This is a genomic window from Proteus columbae, assembly GCF_002777965.1.
Lineage (GTDB): Bacteria > Pseudomonadota > Gammaproteobacteria > Enterobacterales > Enterobacteriaceae > Proteus > Proteus columbae.
The window spans coordinates 269,514-288,036 of record NZ_NGVR01000023.1; the positions used below are offsets into that span (position 1 = coordinate 269,514).

The window sequence follows — 18,523 nt, forward strand, 5'->3', positions numbered from 1 at the left end:
TAATTTATTTTATATTAGCAATTAAAACCAATTAATTGACTTACCATGGAGTGAAAAAATTAGTAAATAAAGTATTAGAAATAATTTAATTCTAAGGTATTCCATTTTTATTCATTGTGTTTTCATTCCCAGCTTGACAATTTCTCTCATTAACATTATTTTGGATTTCTAGATGTTTAGCCGTCTAGATTTCTATTTAATGGGTGGGTTGATTAAAATGATAACACTAAAAAATGTCAGCAAAATTTATCTGCGAGGGAAAAAGCAAACTATTGCTGTTGATGATATTAATTTGAATATTGAGCAGGGAGATATCTTTGGCATCATTGGTTATAGTGGTGCTGGGAAAAGTAGCTTAATTCGTTTATTGAATCGCTTAGAGCCTGTAACAAAAGGGGAGGTGATTGTTGGCAAATACAACATTACCACCAGCAGTGAACGTGAGATCCGTAAAATCCGTCACTCAATTGGTATGATATTTCAACATTTCAATTTACTGTGGTCACGTACAGTTAGAGAGAATATTGAATTCCCACTCGAAATTTCAGGGGTAGATAAGAAGCAACGTTTTCAACGTGCGAGTGAATTAATGGAGTTAGTTGGGCTTGCCGATAAAGCTGATGAATATCCATCAACATTAAGTGGTGGGCAAAAACAACGTGTTGGTATTGCAAGAGCGCTGGCAAACAATCCGGATGTTTTATTATGTGATGAAGCAACATCTGCATTAGATCCAAAAACAACACAAACAATTTTAGCATTGCTCGCTGAAATTAATCAAAAAATGAACATTACGATTGTGTTGATCACACATGAAATGCAAGTTGTAAAAGCGATATGCAATAAAGTAGCCGTTATTGAGCAAGGAAAAATAATTGAACAAGGCGAAGTAGTTAAAATATTTAACCAACCAAAACATAAAGTGACGCAACAGTTTTTATCACAATCAGTACATGTAACAGATAACAGTGATGATATTGATAATATAAAGCAGCAAAGCACAGTAATAAAATTGTTACTGCAAGAGGGTAAAAAATATGACTATTTACTTTATGATTTAATTTCTAAATATAATGAACCTGTTAATTTAATAAAAGGCAATTTTTCACAAGAAAACGGGTTTGTTTATTTACAGTTAAATAATAAATCGGATGAAATTATCCAATATCTTGAGAAAAATAAATTTGATATAACGGTCGTGTAATATGGATGAAATACAATATTGGGTTAATGGCTATTTACCTCATTTAAAATTCAATGTATTAGGTGAAGAGACATTAAATACATTATATATGACACTTGTTTCTGGCGCATTATCTTGTTTATTAGGGATCTTAATTGGCGTGGCATTATTTTTAACAGCCAAAGAGGGTTATAAAGAACACGTTTCTATATATAGAATACTCTCATTTATTGTAAATATTTTTAGAGCAGTTCCTTTTATTATTTTAATTATTTTATTATTTCCTTTTACTAAATTAATTGTGGGAACCATATTAGGTGTTAATGCAGCACTACCTGCATTAGTGATTTCTGCGGCAGCTTTTTATGCCAGATTGGTTGAATTAGCATTACGTGAAGTTGATAAAGGTGTAATAGAAGCAAGCCTCTCAATGGGAGCTAATCTACCGACCTTAATATTTAAGGTGTTATTACCCGAATCTTCACCCGCACTTGTTTCTGGTTTAACTGTAACATTAATATCTTTGGTTGGTGGAACAGCTGTTGCTGGTGCAATAGGTGCAGGTGGATTAGGAAACTTAGCATATTTAGAGGGTTTTCAGCGTAGCCATCTTGATGTGGTTTGGATAGCAACATTAGTGATTTTATTTATTGTGTTATGCATTCAGCTATTGGGAGATAGTGTTGTAAGAAATATAGATAAACGCTAATTAAAGAATTAATTCAATTAAAAATCAAATTTAAAAATAAGGTTATAACAATGAAATTAACAGTATTTAGAAAACTGGGATCACTGCTACTTATTAGCTTAGCACTCTCTGCTTGCAAACCATCAGATGAAAAATCAGAGAATAAATTAATTATAGGTGCATCAAGTACACCTCATGCAGAAATTTTAGAATTTATTAAACCGCAATTAGCTAAAGAAGGATTAGAATTAGATATTAGAATTTTTAATGACTACATTATTCCTAATCAGGCATTAGCAGAAAAAGAATTGGATGCAAATTTCTTTCAACATGTTCCTTATTTAAATAAAACACTTGCTGATCATTCTGATTGGAAATTAGTATCAGCAGGTGCAGTACATATGCACCCATATCGTTTTTTCTCGCAAAAATATAAAAGCTTACAAGATTTACCTAATGGTGCAAAAATGATTAGTAGTAATAATCTGGCACAGCATGGACATATATTAAAACTGTTTCAAGATGAGGGTTTAATTAAATTACGAGATGGTATTGATCCTGATGATTCTACGATTGATGACATCGTAGAAAATCCTCGTAATATTAAGTTTTTATTTACCTATGATGGCCCATTGTTGCCACAAATTTATAAAAATGGTGAAGCGGATGTCGCTTCTATTGATGGGCATTTTGCCATTAATGCAGGGCTCGATTTAACCAAAGAAGTTATTTATACAGAGCCTGCGGCTAACAGTAAGTTTGCCAATGTAGTTGTTATAAGAGAAGAGGATAAAAACGATCCGCGTATTGCTAAACTAATGGCACAGCTAAAAGCACCTGAAACCAAAAAATTTATTTTAGATACCTTTAAAGGCGAAGCAGTTCCTGTTCCATAATCAGTCTATTTTTAAATTAACCCATCAAAGAGTGGTGTAAGAAATTATGCCACTTTTTTGTTTATTATGAGAGGGATTATAAAAAGGTTTTTAATAAACAAATGACTATTTAACAAAAATATAACGCAATCCGCTATTGGTTAAACTGATCACGGCAGATCCTATTTATGCTGTTAAATTAGACCTATCGCTCGAATTTACCTCCGTTATTTTATGACATTTCTATTTAATTAGAACCCTACAAAAGAGCATATTCTATGATAGTTTCTAAACAGCAGTTACATCAATTAATAAAAAATAAATTACATCATGCAGGATTGAGTAAGTCTCATGCTGATACGGTGGCTGATGTCTTAGTCCATGCTGATGCCAAAGGTATTCATTCTCATGGTGCTGTGCGTGTAGAGTATTATGCAGAGCGGATCAGTAAAGGTGGTACAAATACGGCCCCTGATTTTACTTATATTGAAACGGGACCATGTAGCGCTGTATTTGATGGTGATAATGGTGCTGGGCATGTTGCAGCAAAAGATGCAATGGAACGCGCAATTAAAATGGCACAAGAGAAGGGAGTTGCCGTTGTTGGTGTAAGGCGAATTGGTCATAGTGGCGCGTTGTCTTACTTTGTTGAACAAGCATCACAAGCAGGAATGGTGGGTATTTCGCTGTGCCAATCTGATCCTATGGTTGTTCCTTTTGGTGGCTCAGAAGTCTATTACGGCACTAATCCTATCGCTTTTTCAGCTCCTGGCGTCGGTGATAAACATATTACGTTTGATATGGCGACAACCGTACAGGCATGGGGCAAGGTACTCGATGCGCGTTCGCGTCATGTCGATATTCCCGATACTTGGGCAGTCGATGAAAGTGGTAAACCTACGACGGATCCCTTTGCAGTAAAAGGGTTATTGCCTATTGCTGGGCCTAAAGGTTATGGCTTAATGATGATGGTTGATGTGTTGTCTGGGATCTTGCTTGGACTTCCTTTTGGTAAACATGTTAGTTCGATGTATCACGATTTAACGCAGGGGCGAGAACTAGGCCAATTACATATTGTTATTAATCCTGCTTTCTTTACTGATGCCACATTATTTAGAGAACATATCTCACAGGTTATGGGGGAGTTAAATACCATTAAGCCAGCTCCTCATGTAGAGAAAGTGCTTTATCCTGGTGAGAATAGTCAAATAGAAGAACAAAGAAGTGAAAAAGAAGGTATTGAAATTGTTGATGAAATTTATAACTATTTAATATCAGACGTACTTTACAATAAATCTTATGATAATAAAAACCCGTTTGCGGGTTAATGATAGAAGACGATTGCCTTCGAGATAAAAATTAATCACATTTAGTTTAAGAAAAACACCCCAAAGTTTGTGTTCAACTTTTGGGGTGCTGTTCAATTTACGCTCTACTGCTTTTTTATTTAAGTAAGTTAATGCTAAGAATTAACTGACTAATTTACCAATATTAGATTCCGCGGTTTTATTAAGAGAAATGGTTCCATTTCCACCATTTCCGCCAATTCCACCATTATTTCCTTGGTTTCCTATATTATGGTGATAAAAAATATCACGATAAGAACCATACATTGCCGTATAGGAAAGAGGGATGGTAATAAGTAACCCTAAGCCAAATGGAATAACACTAATAGCAAGAATAAAGAACAGTAAAATAAAGAAGAAGAAACCACCTAATAGGTTTATTTTTACTGCCGCAAGGCTCGCTTTAACCGCAGGGAATGCTTTATAGCCGTTTACTAATACCAGCGCAGGAACAAACCAATAGGCTGCGGTACTTAACGCACCAAAAATAGCGATAATAACAAAAAATAATGTAAATCCGGATGAATTATCCACCATCATTTCAGCAATAATCTCTTCAGGATAATCGCTATTGATAGCATAAAAAATATCCATCATGGCGGCACTACTGACGACAAATGCAAGAATAAAGCCCACAAGTAAAATTAGGAAACTGATACCATATGCACCCATCAAGCTAAGATAACGCTTGTTATAAAAACCAAAGAATAAAGTATCAACATCAATACGTTGAGTCTCATATTGTTGATGAGCAATTGCCACGACACCTGCGGCTAATACAGTAGTAACAAAAGGTGAGATAATTGGACCTATTAGCGGAATAAATCCAAGAATGGTTGATATAATAAGACTAACGATAAAGTAGATAATAATAACGCCTATCCACATCCAAAAACGTTCTTTTATTAAATCCCATCCTAGTCCTAACCAACGCACTCCGCCTGAAGCTCCTCGTGCTTGAGGAATCGACGTAAATACCTCTTGTGGCTCTATTTGCGATGAATTGTTGTCTTGTTCCATTTCCTGTACCTTAATCCCAATATCTTTGTTTATAAATATAAGCCCTCTATAATATCTTTTTGTTTTGTTATTAATCAACTGTATTGAAGCTAATATAGGTTAAGGATAATCTTATAAAGACATATTTAGATATGTTGATAAGTGTATTTCATATTTAATAATAAAAAACAAAATAAAAAATAGCGTAAAAATCATTAATCTCATGAAAAGTATATTAATTCTTAAAAAGCATTTTTAAGAATAGGGAGATATAAAATGAGAGAAATGAAGAAAAATGAAAAATAGTGCTTTTTAGTATCAATATAATTTACTTTATAAACAAAAAAGCAGCGCTTATAAAACCGCTGCTTCTTAAATTAATATTAAGTAAAATAACTTAATAGATAACTTTATGGCCGTAAGATTCAAGAATTGATTTTACATTTTCCATCGTCTCTTTTGACGGTGGATGAATACCATCTAATTTGTATTCTTCTCCTAAAGCTACCCATTTATGTTTTCCGAGTTCGTGGTAAGGAAGAAGTTCTACTTTTTCGATATTTTTCATATCTTTAATAAATTCGCCTAAACGATGAGCAGAATCATCATCATCAGACCAACCCGGTACAACAACATAACGAACCCATGTTTTTTGGCCTCGTTTTGCTAAATAACGTGCGAATTCAAGTGTACGCTGGTTTGATACACCAACCAGTTTCTGGTGGATCTCATCGTTGACTTGTTTTAGATCGAGCATCACTAAGTCAGTGGCATCCATTAATTCATCAATAACGGGATCATAACGACGAACAAAGCCGTTAGTATCTAGGCAGGTATGGATATTTTCTTTCTGGCAAGCGCGGAACCAATCACGCACAAACTCTGCTTGCAAAATTGCTTCGCCACCTGAAGCAGTAACACCGCCGCCAGAAGCATTCATAAAATGACGATAGGTAACCGCCTCTTTCATTAGTTCATCAACTGTGACGATTTGCCCACCATGAGTATCCCATGTGTCACGGTTGTGACAATAGAGGCATCTCATTAGGCATCCTTGAAAGAAAACAATGAAACGTATTCCGGGACCGTCAACAGTACCGCAGGATTCAAATGAGTGGATACGACCAAGTACGGACATAACAGGGTTACTCCAAAACTGTCTAATAAAAAGGCCCCAAAGTAGGGGCCTTTATTCTAAGCGATTTTATCTACTTTCTCAGTAAATAAATGCATATAGTTATCTTTATTACATTGTTTGTGTAAATGTACGGGTGATAACGTCTTGCTGTTGCTCTTTAGTCAGTGAGTTAAAGCGAACTGCATAACCAGAAACACGGATAGTTAACTGAGGATATTTCTCAGGATCTTCCATTGCTTCTAACAGCATTTCACGGTTCATCACGTTGACGTTCAGGTGTTGACCACCTTCGATGCCTGCTTCGTGGTGGAAGTAACCATCCATCAGACCAGCAAGGTTTGCTTTACGAACATCATCATCTTTACCTAATGCATTAGGTACGATTGAGAAGGTGTAAGAAATACCATCTTTCGCATAAGCAAATGGTAGTTTCGCAACAGAAGTCAGAGAAGCTACCGCACCTTTTTGGTCACGACCGTGCATTGGGTTAGCACCTGGTCCGAATGGTGCACCTGCACGACGGCCATCTGGGGTATTACCTGTTTTCTTACCGTAAACAACGTTTGAAGTGATAGTCAGGATTGACTGTGTAGGTACCGCATTACGGTATGTACGCAGTTTCTGAATTTTCTTCATGAAACGTTCAACTAAGTCACAAGCGATGTCATCTACACGAGAATCGTTGTTACCAAATTGTGGGTATTCGCCATCAATTTTGAAGTCAATAGCTAAGCCGTTTTCATCACGGATTGGAGAAACTTTGGCATATTTGATTGCAGACAGTGAGTCAGCAGCAACAGACAGGCCTGCGATACCACATGCCATTGTACGATATACGTCACGGTCATGAAGTGCCATCAGAGCTGCTTCATAGCTGTATTTATCGTGCATGTAGTGGATAACGTTCAGCGCAGTTACGTACTGAGTTGCTAACCAATCCATAAAGTGATCCATTTGGTTCATCACAGTATCGAAGTTTAATACTTCGTCCATGATTGGAGCATGTTTTGGACCTACTTGGATTTTCAGTTTTTCGTCAACACCACCATTGATGGTATACAGTAAGGTTTTCGCTAAGTTTGCACGAGCACCGAAGAACTGCATTTGTTTACCAACAACCATTGGGCTAACACAACATGCGATTGCATAGTCATCGCTGTCGAAGTCAGGGCGCATTAAGTCATCATTTTCGTACTGGATTGAAGAAGTATCGATTGAGACTTTCGCTGCGTATTTTTTGAAGTTGATAGGCAGTTGTTCTGACCACAGGATGGTCATGTTTGGTTCTGGTGATGGACCCATTGTGTACAGGGTATTTAAGAAACGGAAAGTATTCTTAGTTACCAGAGTACGACCATCTAAACCCATACCAGCTAAAGATTCTGTTGCCCAGATTGGGTCACCAGAGAACAGCTCATCATATTCAGGAGTACGTAAGAAACGAACCATACGTAATTTCATGACTAAGTGGTCAATTAATTCCTGAGCTTGTTCTTCTGTCAGTAAACCTGCGTCAATATCACGTTGGATGTAAATATCTAAGAAAGTAGATACACGACCAAATGACATTGCAGCACCGTTTTGAGATTTAACAGCGGCTAAGTAACCGAAGTAAGTCCATTGTACTGCTTCTTTCGCGTTTTGTGCTGGACGAGAAATATCGTAACCGTATTTCGCAGCCATTTCTTGGATTTGACCTAAAGCAGCGTGCTGCTCTGCGATTTCTTCACGCAGTTGGATAGTCATTTCCAGATCTTCGCCTTTTTCCATTCTTTCTTGTAAAGAGGTGAATTGGGCAAATTTATCTTTACGCAGGAACTCAATACCGTACAGTGCAACACGACGGTAGTCACCGATGATACGGCCACGACCATATGCATCTGGTAAACCTGTTAAGATACCAGATTTACGGCATTTCATGATGTCTGGAGTATAAACATCGAAAACGCCTTGGTTGTGAGTTTTACGGTAGTCAGTAAAGATTTTTTTCAGTTCTGGATCCAGCTCACGGTTGTAAGCTTGGCAAGAACTTTCAACCATACGGATACCACCGAATGGGATGATCGCACGTTTCAGAGGTGCATCAGTCTGTAAACCTACGATTTGTTCTAAATCTTTAGTGATATAACCTGCATCGTGAGATGTGATAGTTGAAGCAACAGAAGTATCAAAATCAACCGGCGCATGCGTGCGGTTTTCGATTTTGATGCCTTCCATAACTTGTTCCCAAAGTGTATCAGTTGCTTTAGTGGAACCTGCTAGGAAAGATTCGTCGCCTTCATATGGAGTGTAGTTTTTTTGAATAAAGTCACGAACGTTAACACCGTTCTGCCATTCACCTTCAGAAAAACCTTTCCATGCTTCAGCAAATTTTTCATTTAAATCAGACATGATACTTCTACCTTTTTACAATGGAACTTAAGAAATCAGTCATACCTGCGTGGATTAATGTTTATCGCCACGCAGATGCATTAACCAGTATACCAAACCGACTAGGACTGCTCCGCCAATAATGTTACCGATAGTGACAGGTAATAAATTGTCAGCGAGGAAATTCGAAACTGTTAAATCCGAAAATTGTTCGGGTGATGCACCTACTTTAGTCCAGAATTCTGCGGGTGCAAAATTCTTAATAACAATACCTAAAGGGATAAGAAACATGTTAGCGATACTGTGCTCAAAACCACTAGCAACGAACATACCGATAGGTAAAATTAATGCAAAGAGTTTATCAATTAGCGTGCGACCTGCATAGCTCATCCAAACTGCAAGACAAACCATTAAGTTAGCTAAAATACCTAAACAAACCGCTTCAATAAAAGTGTGTTCAACTTTATGTTGTGCTGTTTGTAAGACATTAAGCCCCCAAAGCCCATTCGCCGCCATATGCTGACCTGCGAACCACATTAAGGCGACAAAAAAGAGTGCGCCAACAAAGTTACCAAGATAGACATTTATCCAGTTTGCAAACATTTTGCCCCAAGATATACGTCCGGTTGCTTTAGGAATAATAGTAAGAACAGTTGAGGTAAATAAGTCAGCGCCACAAACGACGACGAGCATTAACCCCAGAGAGAAGCAGATCCCACCGACTAACTTAGCCAGCCCAAATGGAACAGATGCGGTACCTGTAGTAGCAGTAATATAAAAAACAAAAGCAATTGATATAAACATACCCGCGGTAAATGCAGATAAGTAAGTCGTTGGAATATGTTTATTTGCTTTATAACAACATGCATCATCGGCAACTTTTGCCATATCAGCAGGTGATAATAAATTAAAAGGGCTGTCAGCTTTCATACTAACACTCTCTTATATGTTGGAATAATTATAGCACGCAATAATAGTAGCAAAGGGGCTTACTTCTAAAATTGATATGGATCATGGTCGCTCATTAGAATCCCGTTTTTAGTGCGTAAAAACCCGCTATTTTGGCTATAACCATTTGATTAATAAAATAAAAAAATTTTTTAAAAATTATCAAAAAATTTTAGACTAGCTGGATAAATAAAGTAGAAAGTAAATATAAAGTATTATTTAAACCCCGTATGTTAAGAATTAAAAATCAAATTTAACGCCTTATTTACTTTTGCTATAAATATAAACATTACTTTATTTGTGGTTAATCTTTAATGATTACTCCAGACATATATCCATTATAAAAATAAGGTTTTTTAATTTTTGAGATCTGGTTAAACAAATAGCAATTTAAACTAAGTTTAAGTAAAATTCTTAGTGAAAAAATTCAATATGTATTTATAGTGTCATATTAAATGCCTTAAATCGTCACTTTTGCCATATTTTGACAATTTTGTCAGATGGCAAATTTGTCATATTGACAAATCTGTCAATATTTTATTTTTAGCAAAATAAAACACTCTACTTTTCAATAGAGTGTTTCAATTTAAATACGCGCTTATTATTCAGTTAAAATTAATTATTATTTAATAAATAACCTTAAACAAAATAGGCTTATTTAGTCGATTGACGTTTTGCTTTCTGTAATTTCTCATAGGCGGCAAGTAACGACTGATGAACAGGTAAATTAGCTAAGTCAGGATCAATCGTTTGTAATCCGTAAAATGCTTGTTTGCCTTGTATTGCGTTTAAGGCTGCTTGTAATGTTTTTTCGCCATACATACGAGAGAATGCGTGCATATATTGTTCTGATTCACGTTCAGTCTCTTGCTGTAATAATAAGAGATTGTGTAAACAGCGATAATAGTTTTGACGTTCTGGCGTAAATAAGGAAGCATTAAAATCTTGAGTCCATTCAACCCAAACGAGCGCTTGATCAAGATCACCCCCCGCAAGAGCTAACATTGATTTTAATTCACCTACACGTAAATGGCTCCAACCATTATCTTTGCCCGGAGCAATACCAATCATCTCTCTGATACGTGTAAAGTCATCTAAACCATCTTCATCAAATTGACCAATAAGAGAAAGATACTCTTCTTGAGTGCCTTCACTTGTTGGTAGAGAAAGAATAGTGTCACGCCAATGTACACCCATAATGTTATTGGCTAATTGTAAATCTTCAGCAGGATAAATATCAGATAAGCCCGGTACTAAAATACGACAAGCGTAAACACCTAGGTGTGAGTAGTCCATGATATAGACTTCTGCATCGCACTGCTGGCAAAGTGACATTAAGGTGTAGAACTCTTCTTCTGTCGTACCACTGAAGTTCCAATCAACAAACGCGTAATCGGCATCTTTCTTAAATAAATCCCAACTAATTAAGCCGCTTGAATCAATAAAGTGTGTTTCAAGGTTAGTGTGATCACCCACTTCTTCATCATCAAAGCTTGGCGGATTAAAGACATCGAGATCTTTAAGGCTACGACCTTGCAATAATTCAGTGACAGTACGCTCTAAAGCTACACCAAAATCAGGGTGAGCACCAAAAGAGGCAAAACAGGTGCCATTTTGTGGGTTAAATAACACGACACAAATAACAGGGAATTGACCTCCTAAAGATGCATCAAAGCTAAAGATTGGGAAACCTTCTTGCTCTAACGTTTCAATCGCTTCAATAACAGCAGGGTAGCGAGCTAAAACTTCTTTAGGAATTTCAGGTAAGCTAATTCTTTCAGTGATAATACGATTTTTTACATAACGTTCAAAAACTTCAGAAAGCCCTTGAACTCGAGCTTCATTCTTTGTATTTCCTGCTGACATACCATTAGATGCATATAAATTAGCAATAATGTTTACAGGAATATAAACAGGTTTTTCATCAGATTGACGTACAAATGGCAGAGCACAAATTCCGCGGTCATGATTACTTGATTGTAAATCAACTAGCTCACTACCACATAACTCACCTTCAGGATCATAAAATTCGCGTAAACGCGCATCTAATAAACCAGCGGGAACAGAATCATCTTCTGTTAGTGGGAACCATTTCTCACTTGGATAGTGAACAAATTCACCTTCTGCAATATCAGCACCTAACCAGAAATCAGAGAAGAAATAATTGGTTGAAAGACGTTCAAAGTATTCGCCTAGTGCAGAGGCTAATGCCGCCTTTTTGCTGGCGCCTTTACCGTTAGTAAAACATAAAGGACAATCTTTATCACGAATATGAACAGACCAAACGTTAGGAACAGGGTTTAACCATGAAGCTTCTTCAATGTTAAATCCTAAGTCGGTTAATTTTTGCTGAAAGCTAGCGATAGAATCTTCCAGAGCGGCATCTTTGCCAGGAATAAATGTTTGTGACATGGCAGGTTTCATCAATATTTTGCTGGTGATAGTTAGGGGCACATGATACTGAAATCCCCTGTAATGCACTAACGATTTCTTATGAAGAAAAATAACTAACTATATAAAAAACTCATTATTTATTTGATATATGAGTTTTTTTAATAAATTCGTTTGATTTATCACGGAATTGGTAATTAAAAATCATCATAATTAGATTTATTTATTAATTCATAAGGGATCGAAAAAATGATGAAGAAAACATTGCTTGCCAGTTTGTTAGCTGTAATCAGTGGTTCTGTTTTCGCTTTGCCTAATGTCACTATTCTTGCAACCGGCGGAACGATTGCAGGCGGTGGTGATTCAGCAACACAGTCTAGCTATACGGCAGGTAAATTAGGCATTGATGTATTGATCAATGCGGTGCCTGAAGCGAAACAAGTGGCTAATTTAAAAGGTGAGCAAGTCGTTAATATCGGTTCTCAAGATATGAATGACCAAGTTTGGTTAAAACTCGCTAAAAAAATTAATGAAGATTGCGATAAAACTGACGGATTCGTGATAACACATGGTACCGATACCATGGAAGAAACAGCCTATTTTCTTGATTTAACAACTGCTTGTGAAAAACCAGTTGTGATGGTAGGCGCAATGCGTCCTGCTACAGCACTAGGTGCTGAAGGCCCTTTAAATCTTTTTAATGCCGTTGTGATTGCGAGTGATAAAGCTTCTGAAAACCGTGGCGTATTAGTCACAATGAATAATGCGGTTATCAGTGGTAAAGATGTTGTGAAAATGAATACTACTGAAGTACAAGCATTCCAGCCTGTTAACGCAGGGGCTCAAGGTTATGTGCATAACGGCAAGGTTCATTATTATACTGCGGCATTACCTCGTGCAGATAAAGCTGCATTTGATGTGAGTAAACTAACCGAACTGCCAAAAGTTGGTATTGTTTATAACTACTCCAATGCGTCTGATTTACCTGCAAAAGCCTTTATTGATAATGGCTACAAAGGTATTGTTAGTGCCGGTGTGGGTAATGGTAACTTATATACTGATATTTTTGATACCTTAGCTGATGGTGCGAAAAAAGGTGTTGTAGTTGTGCGTGCAAGCCGTGTGCCTGTAGGATTTACCACCCAAAATGGTGAAGTAGATGATGCAAAATATGGCTTTATTGCATCAGAGCGCTTAAACCCACAAAAAGCGAGAGTGTTATTACAGTTATCACTGACTGAAACTCAAGATCCTGCAAAAATTCAAGAAAATTTTGAAAAGTATTAAGTTAAACTAGTCTAAACAATAACAAGGCCTCATTCGTGAGGCTTTGTTATATTAAACATCACATCATATTCATTGATTCTTTTTAGCACGAGATACTACGATTTTCGCTGTAAAAAACGCCATAAACGGCGTAAAAGCAAACACAATAAACAGCCAATGTGCAGCATTTTGCGCACCAAGAATACCTCCCGGATCCGTTAGTCCTGCCATATTAACTACAGTTCCTGAGATAGAGGCACCGACAGCTGTTGAAAATAATTGGATAGTGGTAATGGATGTTGCTGCTTTTTGAGCTTCTTGTCCCTGAGAAACGTGTAACACACGAGTTAAATAATGGGGCCATGCCATACCAATTCCGGCACCGGTAAAAAAGAGAGCGATGCAAATAATGATAATTTGTCCATAAGGTATGGTTAGAACATTAGAGATAAATAAACCAAGGATCACAATGGCTGAAAAATTAATCATGGGGCCAAAACGCATTAATTTCTGAGCCGTAGATTGTTTACTTGATGAAGATATAATGGCAGAGAAAGACCAACCCGCACCAACCAATGCCGCTAAATAACCTGAAAGCAGTGGGGTAATATTATGGATAATTTGCAAGAAATAGGGCACAAAGACTTCTGTTTGTACACTGATCCCTAATAAAGCCATGGTGAGATATATTGGTGCTAACGGCGCAGAAAAAGAAAATGTTCCTTTAGGAAATAAGCCATCATTTGATTTTTTATCAATATTGACTAACAGTAAAATAAAGATAAAAGCAAATACAAAAGATAAGGCATTATATAAAATAACGTTATAAAGACTACCAATAGAAATAGATAATACAGCAAGCATTAATAAAATAAGCTGTTGGTAAGGTAATGGGGTTTTCGCGACGATATTATCGGCATTATTTTCGGTAGGAAGAATAGTAAATAATAAAATAGCGTAAGGAATACCTACAAATAAAATAGACCAAAATGCACCGCGCCAAACATCATATTCAGCAAATATCCCGCCTAGTGCAGGGCCTAATAGTGTCGATATCCCCCACATGCTAGACATTAATGCCATGGCTCTAGACCAAAGTGGTTGAGGAAACATGACACGGACTAAAGAGTAAGCAAGTGCCAGCAACATTCCTCCGCCAGCTCCTTGAATAAATCGCCCTAAAAGTAATATCTGCATTGAGGGTGCTGTTGCACAAATAACAGAACCTGCTAAAAAGCAAATTGTGGCAAAAAGATAACTATTGCGAGGTGCAAGTACGTTCAGTAATCGTGAAGTTAATGCTGAAGAGAGAATTGAAGCTAGAATAAAAACAGTAGTGTTCCAAGCATATAAATTAAGCCCACCAATATCACGCACAATTGAAGGTAGCGTTGTGATCGTAATATAGACATTAATTGCATGTAATGCGACACCTCCTGCTAAAGCAAGCGATTTTAGACTATTTTTTCCATGAAGAAGCATTCCCCAGCTCGCTTCTTCTTTTTTATTTACACTCCCCGACATAAAACACTCCTAACCATTATTTTTATGCTCCGCATATTATGCGTTAGTTCACAATAATCATTGCGCCAATTTAACGGGAATGATACAACCGATAAAGGTCATTTTGTAAAAACATATTCAGATAGGGTGAATTTGAATGAGTCAGGTATATAACTTTAGTGCAGGTCCGGCTATGTTACCGGCAGAAGTCCTTCGTCGTGCAGAATTAGAATTATGCAACTGGCATGAACTTGGGCGTTCGGTTATGGAAATTAGCCACCGCAGTAAAGAGTTTCTTGAGGTTGCTCATCAGGCAGAACAAGATCTTCGTGATCTTCTCAATGTGCCAGAAAACTACAAAATTCTTTTTTGCCACGGAGGTGCTCGTGGTCATTTTGCCGCTTTACCTCTCAATTTATTAGGCGATAAAGCAAGTGCTGATTATATTGATGGTGGTTATTGGGCTAAAAGCGCAGCCGAAGAAGCTGAAAAATATTGTTCGCCAAATATTATAAAAATTAAAACAGAAATTGATGGCAAAATTGGCGTTAAGCCAATGAAAGAGTGGCAATTAAGTGCTGATGCTGCTTATGTGCATTATTGTCCAAATGAAACCATTGATGGTATTGCCATTCATGAAGAGCCAGATTTTGATGACAGTAAAATTGTTATTGCTGACTATTCATCTTCTATTTTATCTCAACCGATAGATGTTAGCCGTTTTGGTGTTATTTATGCGGGTGCACAAAAGAATATTGGTCCTGCGGGTTTAACTATTGTCATTATTCGTGAAGATCTATTAGGTAAAGCGCGCAAAGAAACGCCTTCTGTGTTTGATTATACTGTGCTTGCTGAAAATGATTCCATGTTTAATACACCACCTACCTTCGCTTGGTATTTATCAGGTATGGTCTTTAAATGGCTGAAAGAGCAAGGTGGTTTGCAAGAGATGGCAAAACGTAACTATGAAAAAGCAGCGCTTCTTTATAGTGCAATTGATAATAGTGATTTCTATATCAATCGTATTGCTACAGAAAATCGTTCACTAATGAATGTTCCTTTCCAAATGTCTTCTCCTGAGCTGGATTCTGTATTCTTAAAAGAGGCAGAAGCACAAGGTTTAGTTGCATTAAAAGGTCACCGTGTATCGGGTGGTATGCGTGCTTCAATTTATAACGCAATGCCATTGGAAGGTGTTCAAGCATTAGTTGACTTTATGGCTGATTTTGAACGTCGCCATGCGTAATAAATAAAATCTAGAATAAGAAAACCTGCTTAAAATACAGGTTTTCTTATTCATTCAATATTGAAGATGTTAATAATTAAAATTGAATTATCGAGTATAAAATTAATAAATAAAAGTATAAGTACCTAAATGATTCTATATTTAATTAAATAGCATCCCCACTTAATTTACTTGTCTATTGGAGTTTTTACCTGTTTATGGAATCGTTAACATTACAACCTATCGCTCATATCGAAGGTGTTATTAATTTACCAGGATCAAAAAGTGTCTCTAACCGCGCGTTGTTATTAGCGGCTTTAGCTAAAGGTAAAACTCGTCTAACCAACTTATTAGATAGTGATGATATTCGTCATATGCTTAATGCATTAAAAGCGTTAGGTGTGCAATATCAATTATCAAATAACAATACGGTATGTGATATTGAAGGGCTAGGGGGAGAGTTTAAAACAAATTCACCATTAGAGCTCTTTTTAGGTAATGCAGGTACAGCAATGCGCCCATTAGCGGCCGCATTAAGTCTTGGTGAGCACGATATTATTCTTACGGGTGAACCTCGTATGAAAGAGCGTCCAATTGGGCATTTAGTTGACGCTTTACGCCAAGGTGGCGCAAAAATTGACTACCTTGAACAGACGAATTATCCGCCAATTCGCTTATGTGGTGGTTTTTTAGGTGGTAATGTTGCGGTTGATGGAAGTGTTTCTAGCCAATTTTTGACTGCATTATTAATGGCTGCACCATTAGCTGAGCAAGATACGATTATCACTATTAAAGGTGAATTAGTGTCAAAACCATACATTGATATTACCTTAGCATTAATTAATACCTTTGGTGGAAAAATTGAAAACCAAGACTACCAACGCTTTGTTATAAAAGGTGGGCAGCAATATCAATCACCACAAAAGTACCTTGTAGAAGGCGATGCTTCGTCTGCTTCTTACTTTTTAGCCGCTGCTGCCATTAAAGGTGGCACTGTACGAGTGACAGGTATAGGTAAAAATAGCTTACAAGGGGATATTCATTTTGCTTCTGTACTTGAAAAAATGGGTGCAAAAGTACGCTGGGGTGATGATTATATTGAGTGTGAGCGTGGAACGTTAAAAGGCATTGATATGGATATGAATACTATCCCTGATGCAGCAATGACCATTGCTACCACGGCACTTTTTGCAGAAGGCGAAACGGTTATTCGCAATATTTATAACTGGCGCGTAAAAGAAACTGACCGATTAGCGGCAATGGCAGCAGAGTTACAAAAAGTCGGTGCGATAGTTGAAGAAGGGCACGATTACTTAAAAGTAACGCCACCAAAGCAGTTAACTACTGCGGATATCGAAACTTATAATGATCACCGTATTGCGATGTGTTTCTCGCTGGTGGCGCTTTCAGATACGCCAATTACTATTCTTGATCCAGGATGTACCGCAAAAACCTTCCCTGATTATTTTGATAAGTTAGAAACGCTTTCTCAACGTACTAATTAATGTGAAAATCATTAATTAAAATGAGTCAAAATTAAATCAGTTAAATCGGCAGTATTGGACTTTTTGAAGAACAATACTGCCGATTTTTTATTGTAATTAGATTAATTTTTCTAAAAAATACATTATCTTGAAAAAATAATATTAAATAAGACTCTTTAGTGCTTATCTGCTTGTTTCTTCCTATACATTGTATGCGTATAATGTCGCGCATATATTAATACTGTTTTTCTCTGTTTGAACACACTATGCCTATTATATCAATGTAATAAGAGCAACAAATACAGAAATGCAGTGCCCACGAAAAGGAGAAACTCATGGCGGTTATCGTCCCTGTTATAACTGTTGATGGGCCTAGCGGAGCAGGTAAAGGAACATTATGCCAAGCACTAGCGAAAGCGTTTGGCTGGCATTTACTCGATTCTGGCGCTATTTATCGTGTATTGGCATTAGCGGCTTTACATCACCATGTTGATATCACCTCAGAAGATGCTTTAGTACCCTTGGCTGCAAATTTGGATGTGCGTTTTATTCCTAATGAGAATGGCTTGAATGTCATTCTTGAAGGTGAAGATGTTTCAACTGAAATTCGAACAGAAACAGTTGGGAACACAGCATCACAAGCTGCGACTTTTCCTCGTGTAAGAGAAGCATTGCTGCGTCGTCAGCGCGCATTTCGTACAGCGCCAGGCTTAATTGCAGATGGTCGAGATATGGGCACAATCGTTTTCCCTGATGCCCAAGTGAAAATATTTCTAGAAGCGAGTGCAGAAGAGCGCGCGCGTCGTCGCATGTTACAGTTGCAGGAAAAGGGCTTTAATGTTAACTTTGAGCGCCTTTTATCCGAGATAAAAGAACGCGATTACCGTGACCGGAATCGTGCTGTTGCGCCACTTGTTGCGGCGAAAGATGCATTAATTCTCGATTCTACAAGCTTGTCTATTGACGAAGTCATTGAAAAATCGTTGACTTATGCTAAAAAAAATCTGCAATTATCAGCGTAATTAATTTTTATTTCGTTTATACTAGGTAATTATCAAAATCGGGTTGACGTGTTAATGAAAACACAACAATGCCCGATGACCTTGT

At 37.1% G+C, this 18,523-nt stretch carries 14 protein-coding genes; 8 read left to right on the plus strand and 6 right to left on the minus strand.

Translation table 11 applies throughout. The features are described from left to right. Positions 1-172: 172 nt before the first annotated feature. The 4 genes from CBE70_RS12240 (at position 173) to allD (ending at position 4,074) form a co-directional block, all read left to right on the plus strand. Positions 173-1,204 carry a methionine ABC transporter ATP-binding protein gene (locus CBE70_RS12240; RefSeq protein WP_232797396.1) on the plus strand — a complete coding sequence of 344 codons (1,032 nt, stop codon included), beginning with the start codon at positions 173-175 and terminating at the stop codon, positions 1,202-1,204. Position 1,205: 1 nt separating this feature from the next. Further along, positions 1,206-1,892, plus strand: coding sequence for a methionine ABC transporter permease (locus CBE70_RS12245; protein ID WP_100159561.1), 687 nt, complete (start codon positions 1,206-1,208; stop codon positions 1,890-1,892). A 50-nt stretch (positions 1,893-1,942) separates the two neighbouring features. Beyond that, entirely contained in the window at positions 1,943-2,767 is an 825-nt protein-coding gene (locus CBE70_RS12250) for a MetQ/NlpA family ABC transporter substrate-binding protein (RefSeq protein ID WP_100159562.1), read from the plus strand. Between the two features lie 257 nt (positions 2,768-3,024). Continuing rightward, on the plus strand, positions 3,025-4,074 hold the full coding sequence (gene allD / locus CBE70_RS12255) for an ureidoglycolate dehydrogenase (protein ID WP_100159563.1): 1,050 nt from the start codon (positions 3,025-3,027) through the stop codon (positions 4,072-4,074). Positions 4,075-4,215: 141 nt separating this feature from the next. Here allD and CBE70_RS12260 read toward each other — a convergent pair whose 3' ends face one another. The 5 genes from CBE70_RS12260 to ycaO all read right to left on the minus strand — a co-directional run bounded on the left by CBE70_RS12260 (position 4,216) and on the right by ycaO (position 11,959). Continuing rightward, positions 4,216-5,112, minus strand: coding sequence for a BPSS1780 family membrane protein (locus CBE70_RS12260; protein ID WP_100159564.1), 897 nt, complete (start codon positions 5,110-5,112; stop codon positions 4,216-4,218). A gap of 376 nt (positions 5,113-5,488) precedes the next feature. Beyond that, complete coding sequence (gene pflA / locus CBE70_RS12265; protein WP_023581312.1) at positions 5,489-6,229, minus strand: pyruvate formate lyase 1-activating protein; 741 nt, start codon at positions 6,227-6,229, stop codon at positions 5,489-5,491. A 108-nt stretch (positions 6,230-6,337) separates the two neighbouring features. After that, positions 6,338-8,620: a formate C-acetyltransferase gene (gene pflB / locus CBE70_RS12270; RefSeq protein ID WP_100159565.1), complete on the minus strand. Its 2,283-nt coding sequence runs from the start codon at positions 8,618-8,620 to the stop codon at positions 6,338-6,340. Positions 8,621-8,674: 54 nt separating this feature from the next. Beyond that, entirely contained in the window at positions 8,675-9,529 is an 855-nt protein-coding gene (gene focA, locus CBE70_RS12275) for a formate transporter FocA (RefSeq protein ID WP_100159566.1), read from the minus strand. 672 nt (positions 9,530-10,201) lie between these two features. After that, positions 10,202-11,959, minus strand: a complete 1,758-nt coding sequence (gene ycaO, locus CBE70_RS12280; protein WP_100159567.1) for a 30S ribosomal protein S12 methylthiotransferase accessory factor YcaO — start codon at positions 11,957-11,959, stop codon at positions 10,202-10,204. Between the two features lie 228 nt (positions 11,960-12,187). On the opposite strand from ycaO, the gene ansB reads away from it, so the two are divergent. Further along, positions 12,188-13,225 (plus strand): L-asparaginase 2, encoded by a 1,038-nt coding sequence (gene ansB / locus CBE70_RS12285; RefSeq protein ID WP_100159568.1) that lies wholly within the window; start codon positions 12,188-12,190, stop codon positions 13,223-13,225. Positions 13,226-13,294: 69 nt separating this feature from the next. On the opposite strand, the gene CBE70_RS12290 is transcribed toward ansB, so the two are convergent. Beyond that, the gene (locus CBE70_RS12290; RefSeq protein ID WP_100159569.1) at positions 13,295-14,728 is read right to left on the minus strand and encodes an MFS transporter; all 1,434 of its coding nucleotides are present in this window, start codon (positions 14,726-14,728) and stop codon (positions 13,295-13,297) included. 136 nt (positions 14,729-14,864) lie between these two features. On the opposite strand from CBE70_RS12290, the gene serC reads away from it, so the two are divergent. The 3 genes from serC to cmk all read left to right on the plus strand — a co-directional run bounded on the left by serC (position 14,865) and on the right by cmk (position 18,438). After that, positions 14,865-15,953 (plus strand): 3-phosphoserine/phosphohydroxythreonine transaminase, encoded by a 1,089-nt coding sequence (gene serC / locus CBE70_RS12295; RefSeq protein WP_100159570.1) that lies wholly within the window; start codon positions 14,865-14,867, stop codon positions 15,951-15,953. Positions 15,954-16,150: 197 nt separating this feature from the next. Continuing rightward, the gene (aroA, locus tag CBE70_RS12300; protein ID WP_100159571.1) at positions 16,151-17,437 is read left to right on the plus strand and encodes a 3-phosphoshikimate 1-carboxyvinyltransferase; all 1,287 of its coding nucleotides are present in this window, start codon (positions 16,151-16,153) and stop codon (positions 17,435-17,437) included. 314 nt (positions 17,438-17,751) lie between these two features. Further along, positions 17,752-18,438 carry a (d)CMP kinase gene (gene cmk / locus CBE70_RS12305; protein WP_100159572.1) on the plus strand — a complete coding sequence of 229 codons (687 nt, stop codon included), beginning with the start codon at positions 17,752-17,754 and terminating at the stop codon, positions 18,436-18,438. Positions 18,439-18,523 lie beyond the last annotated feature (85 nt).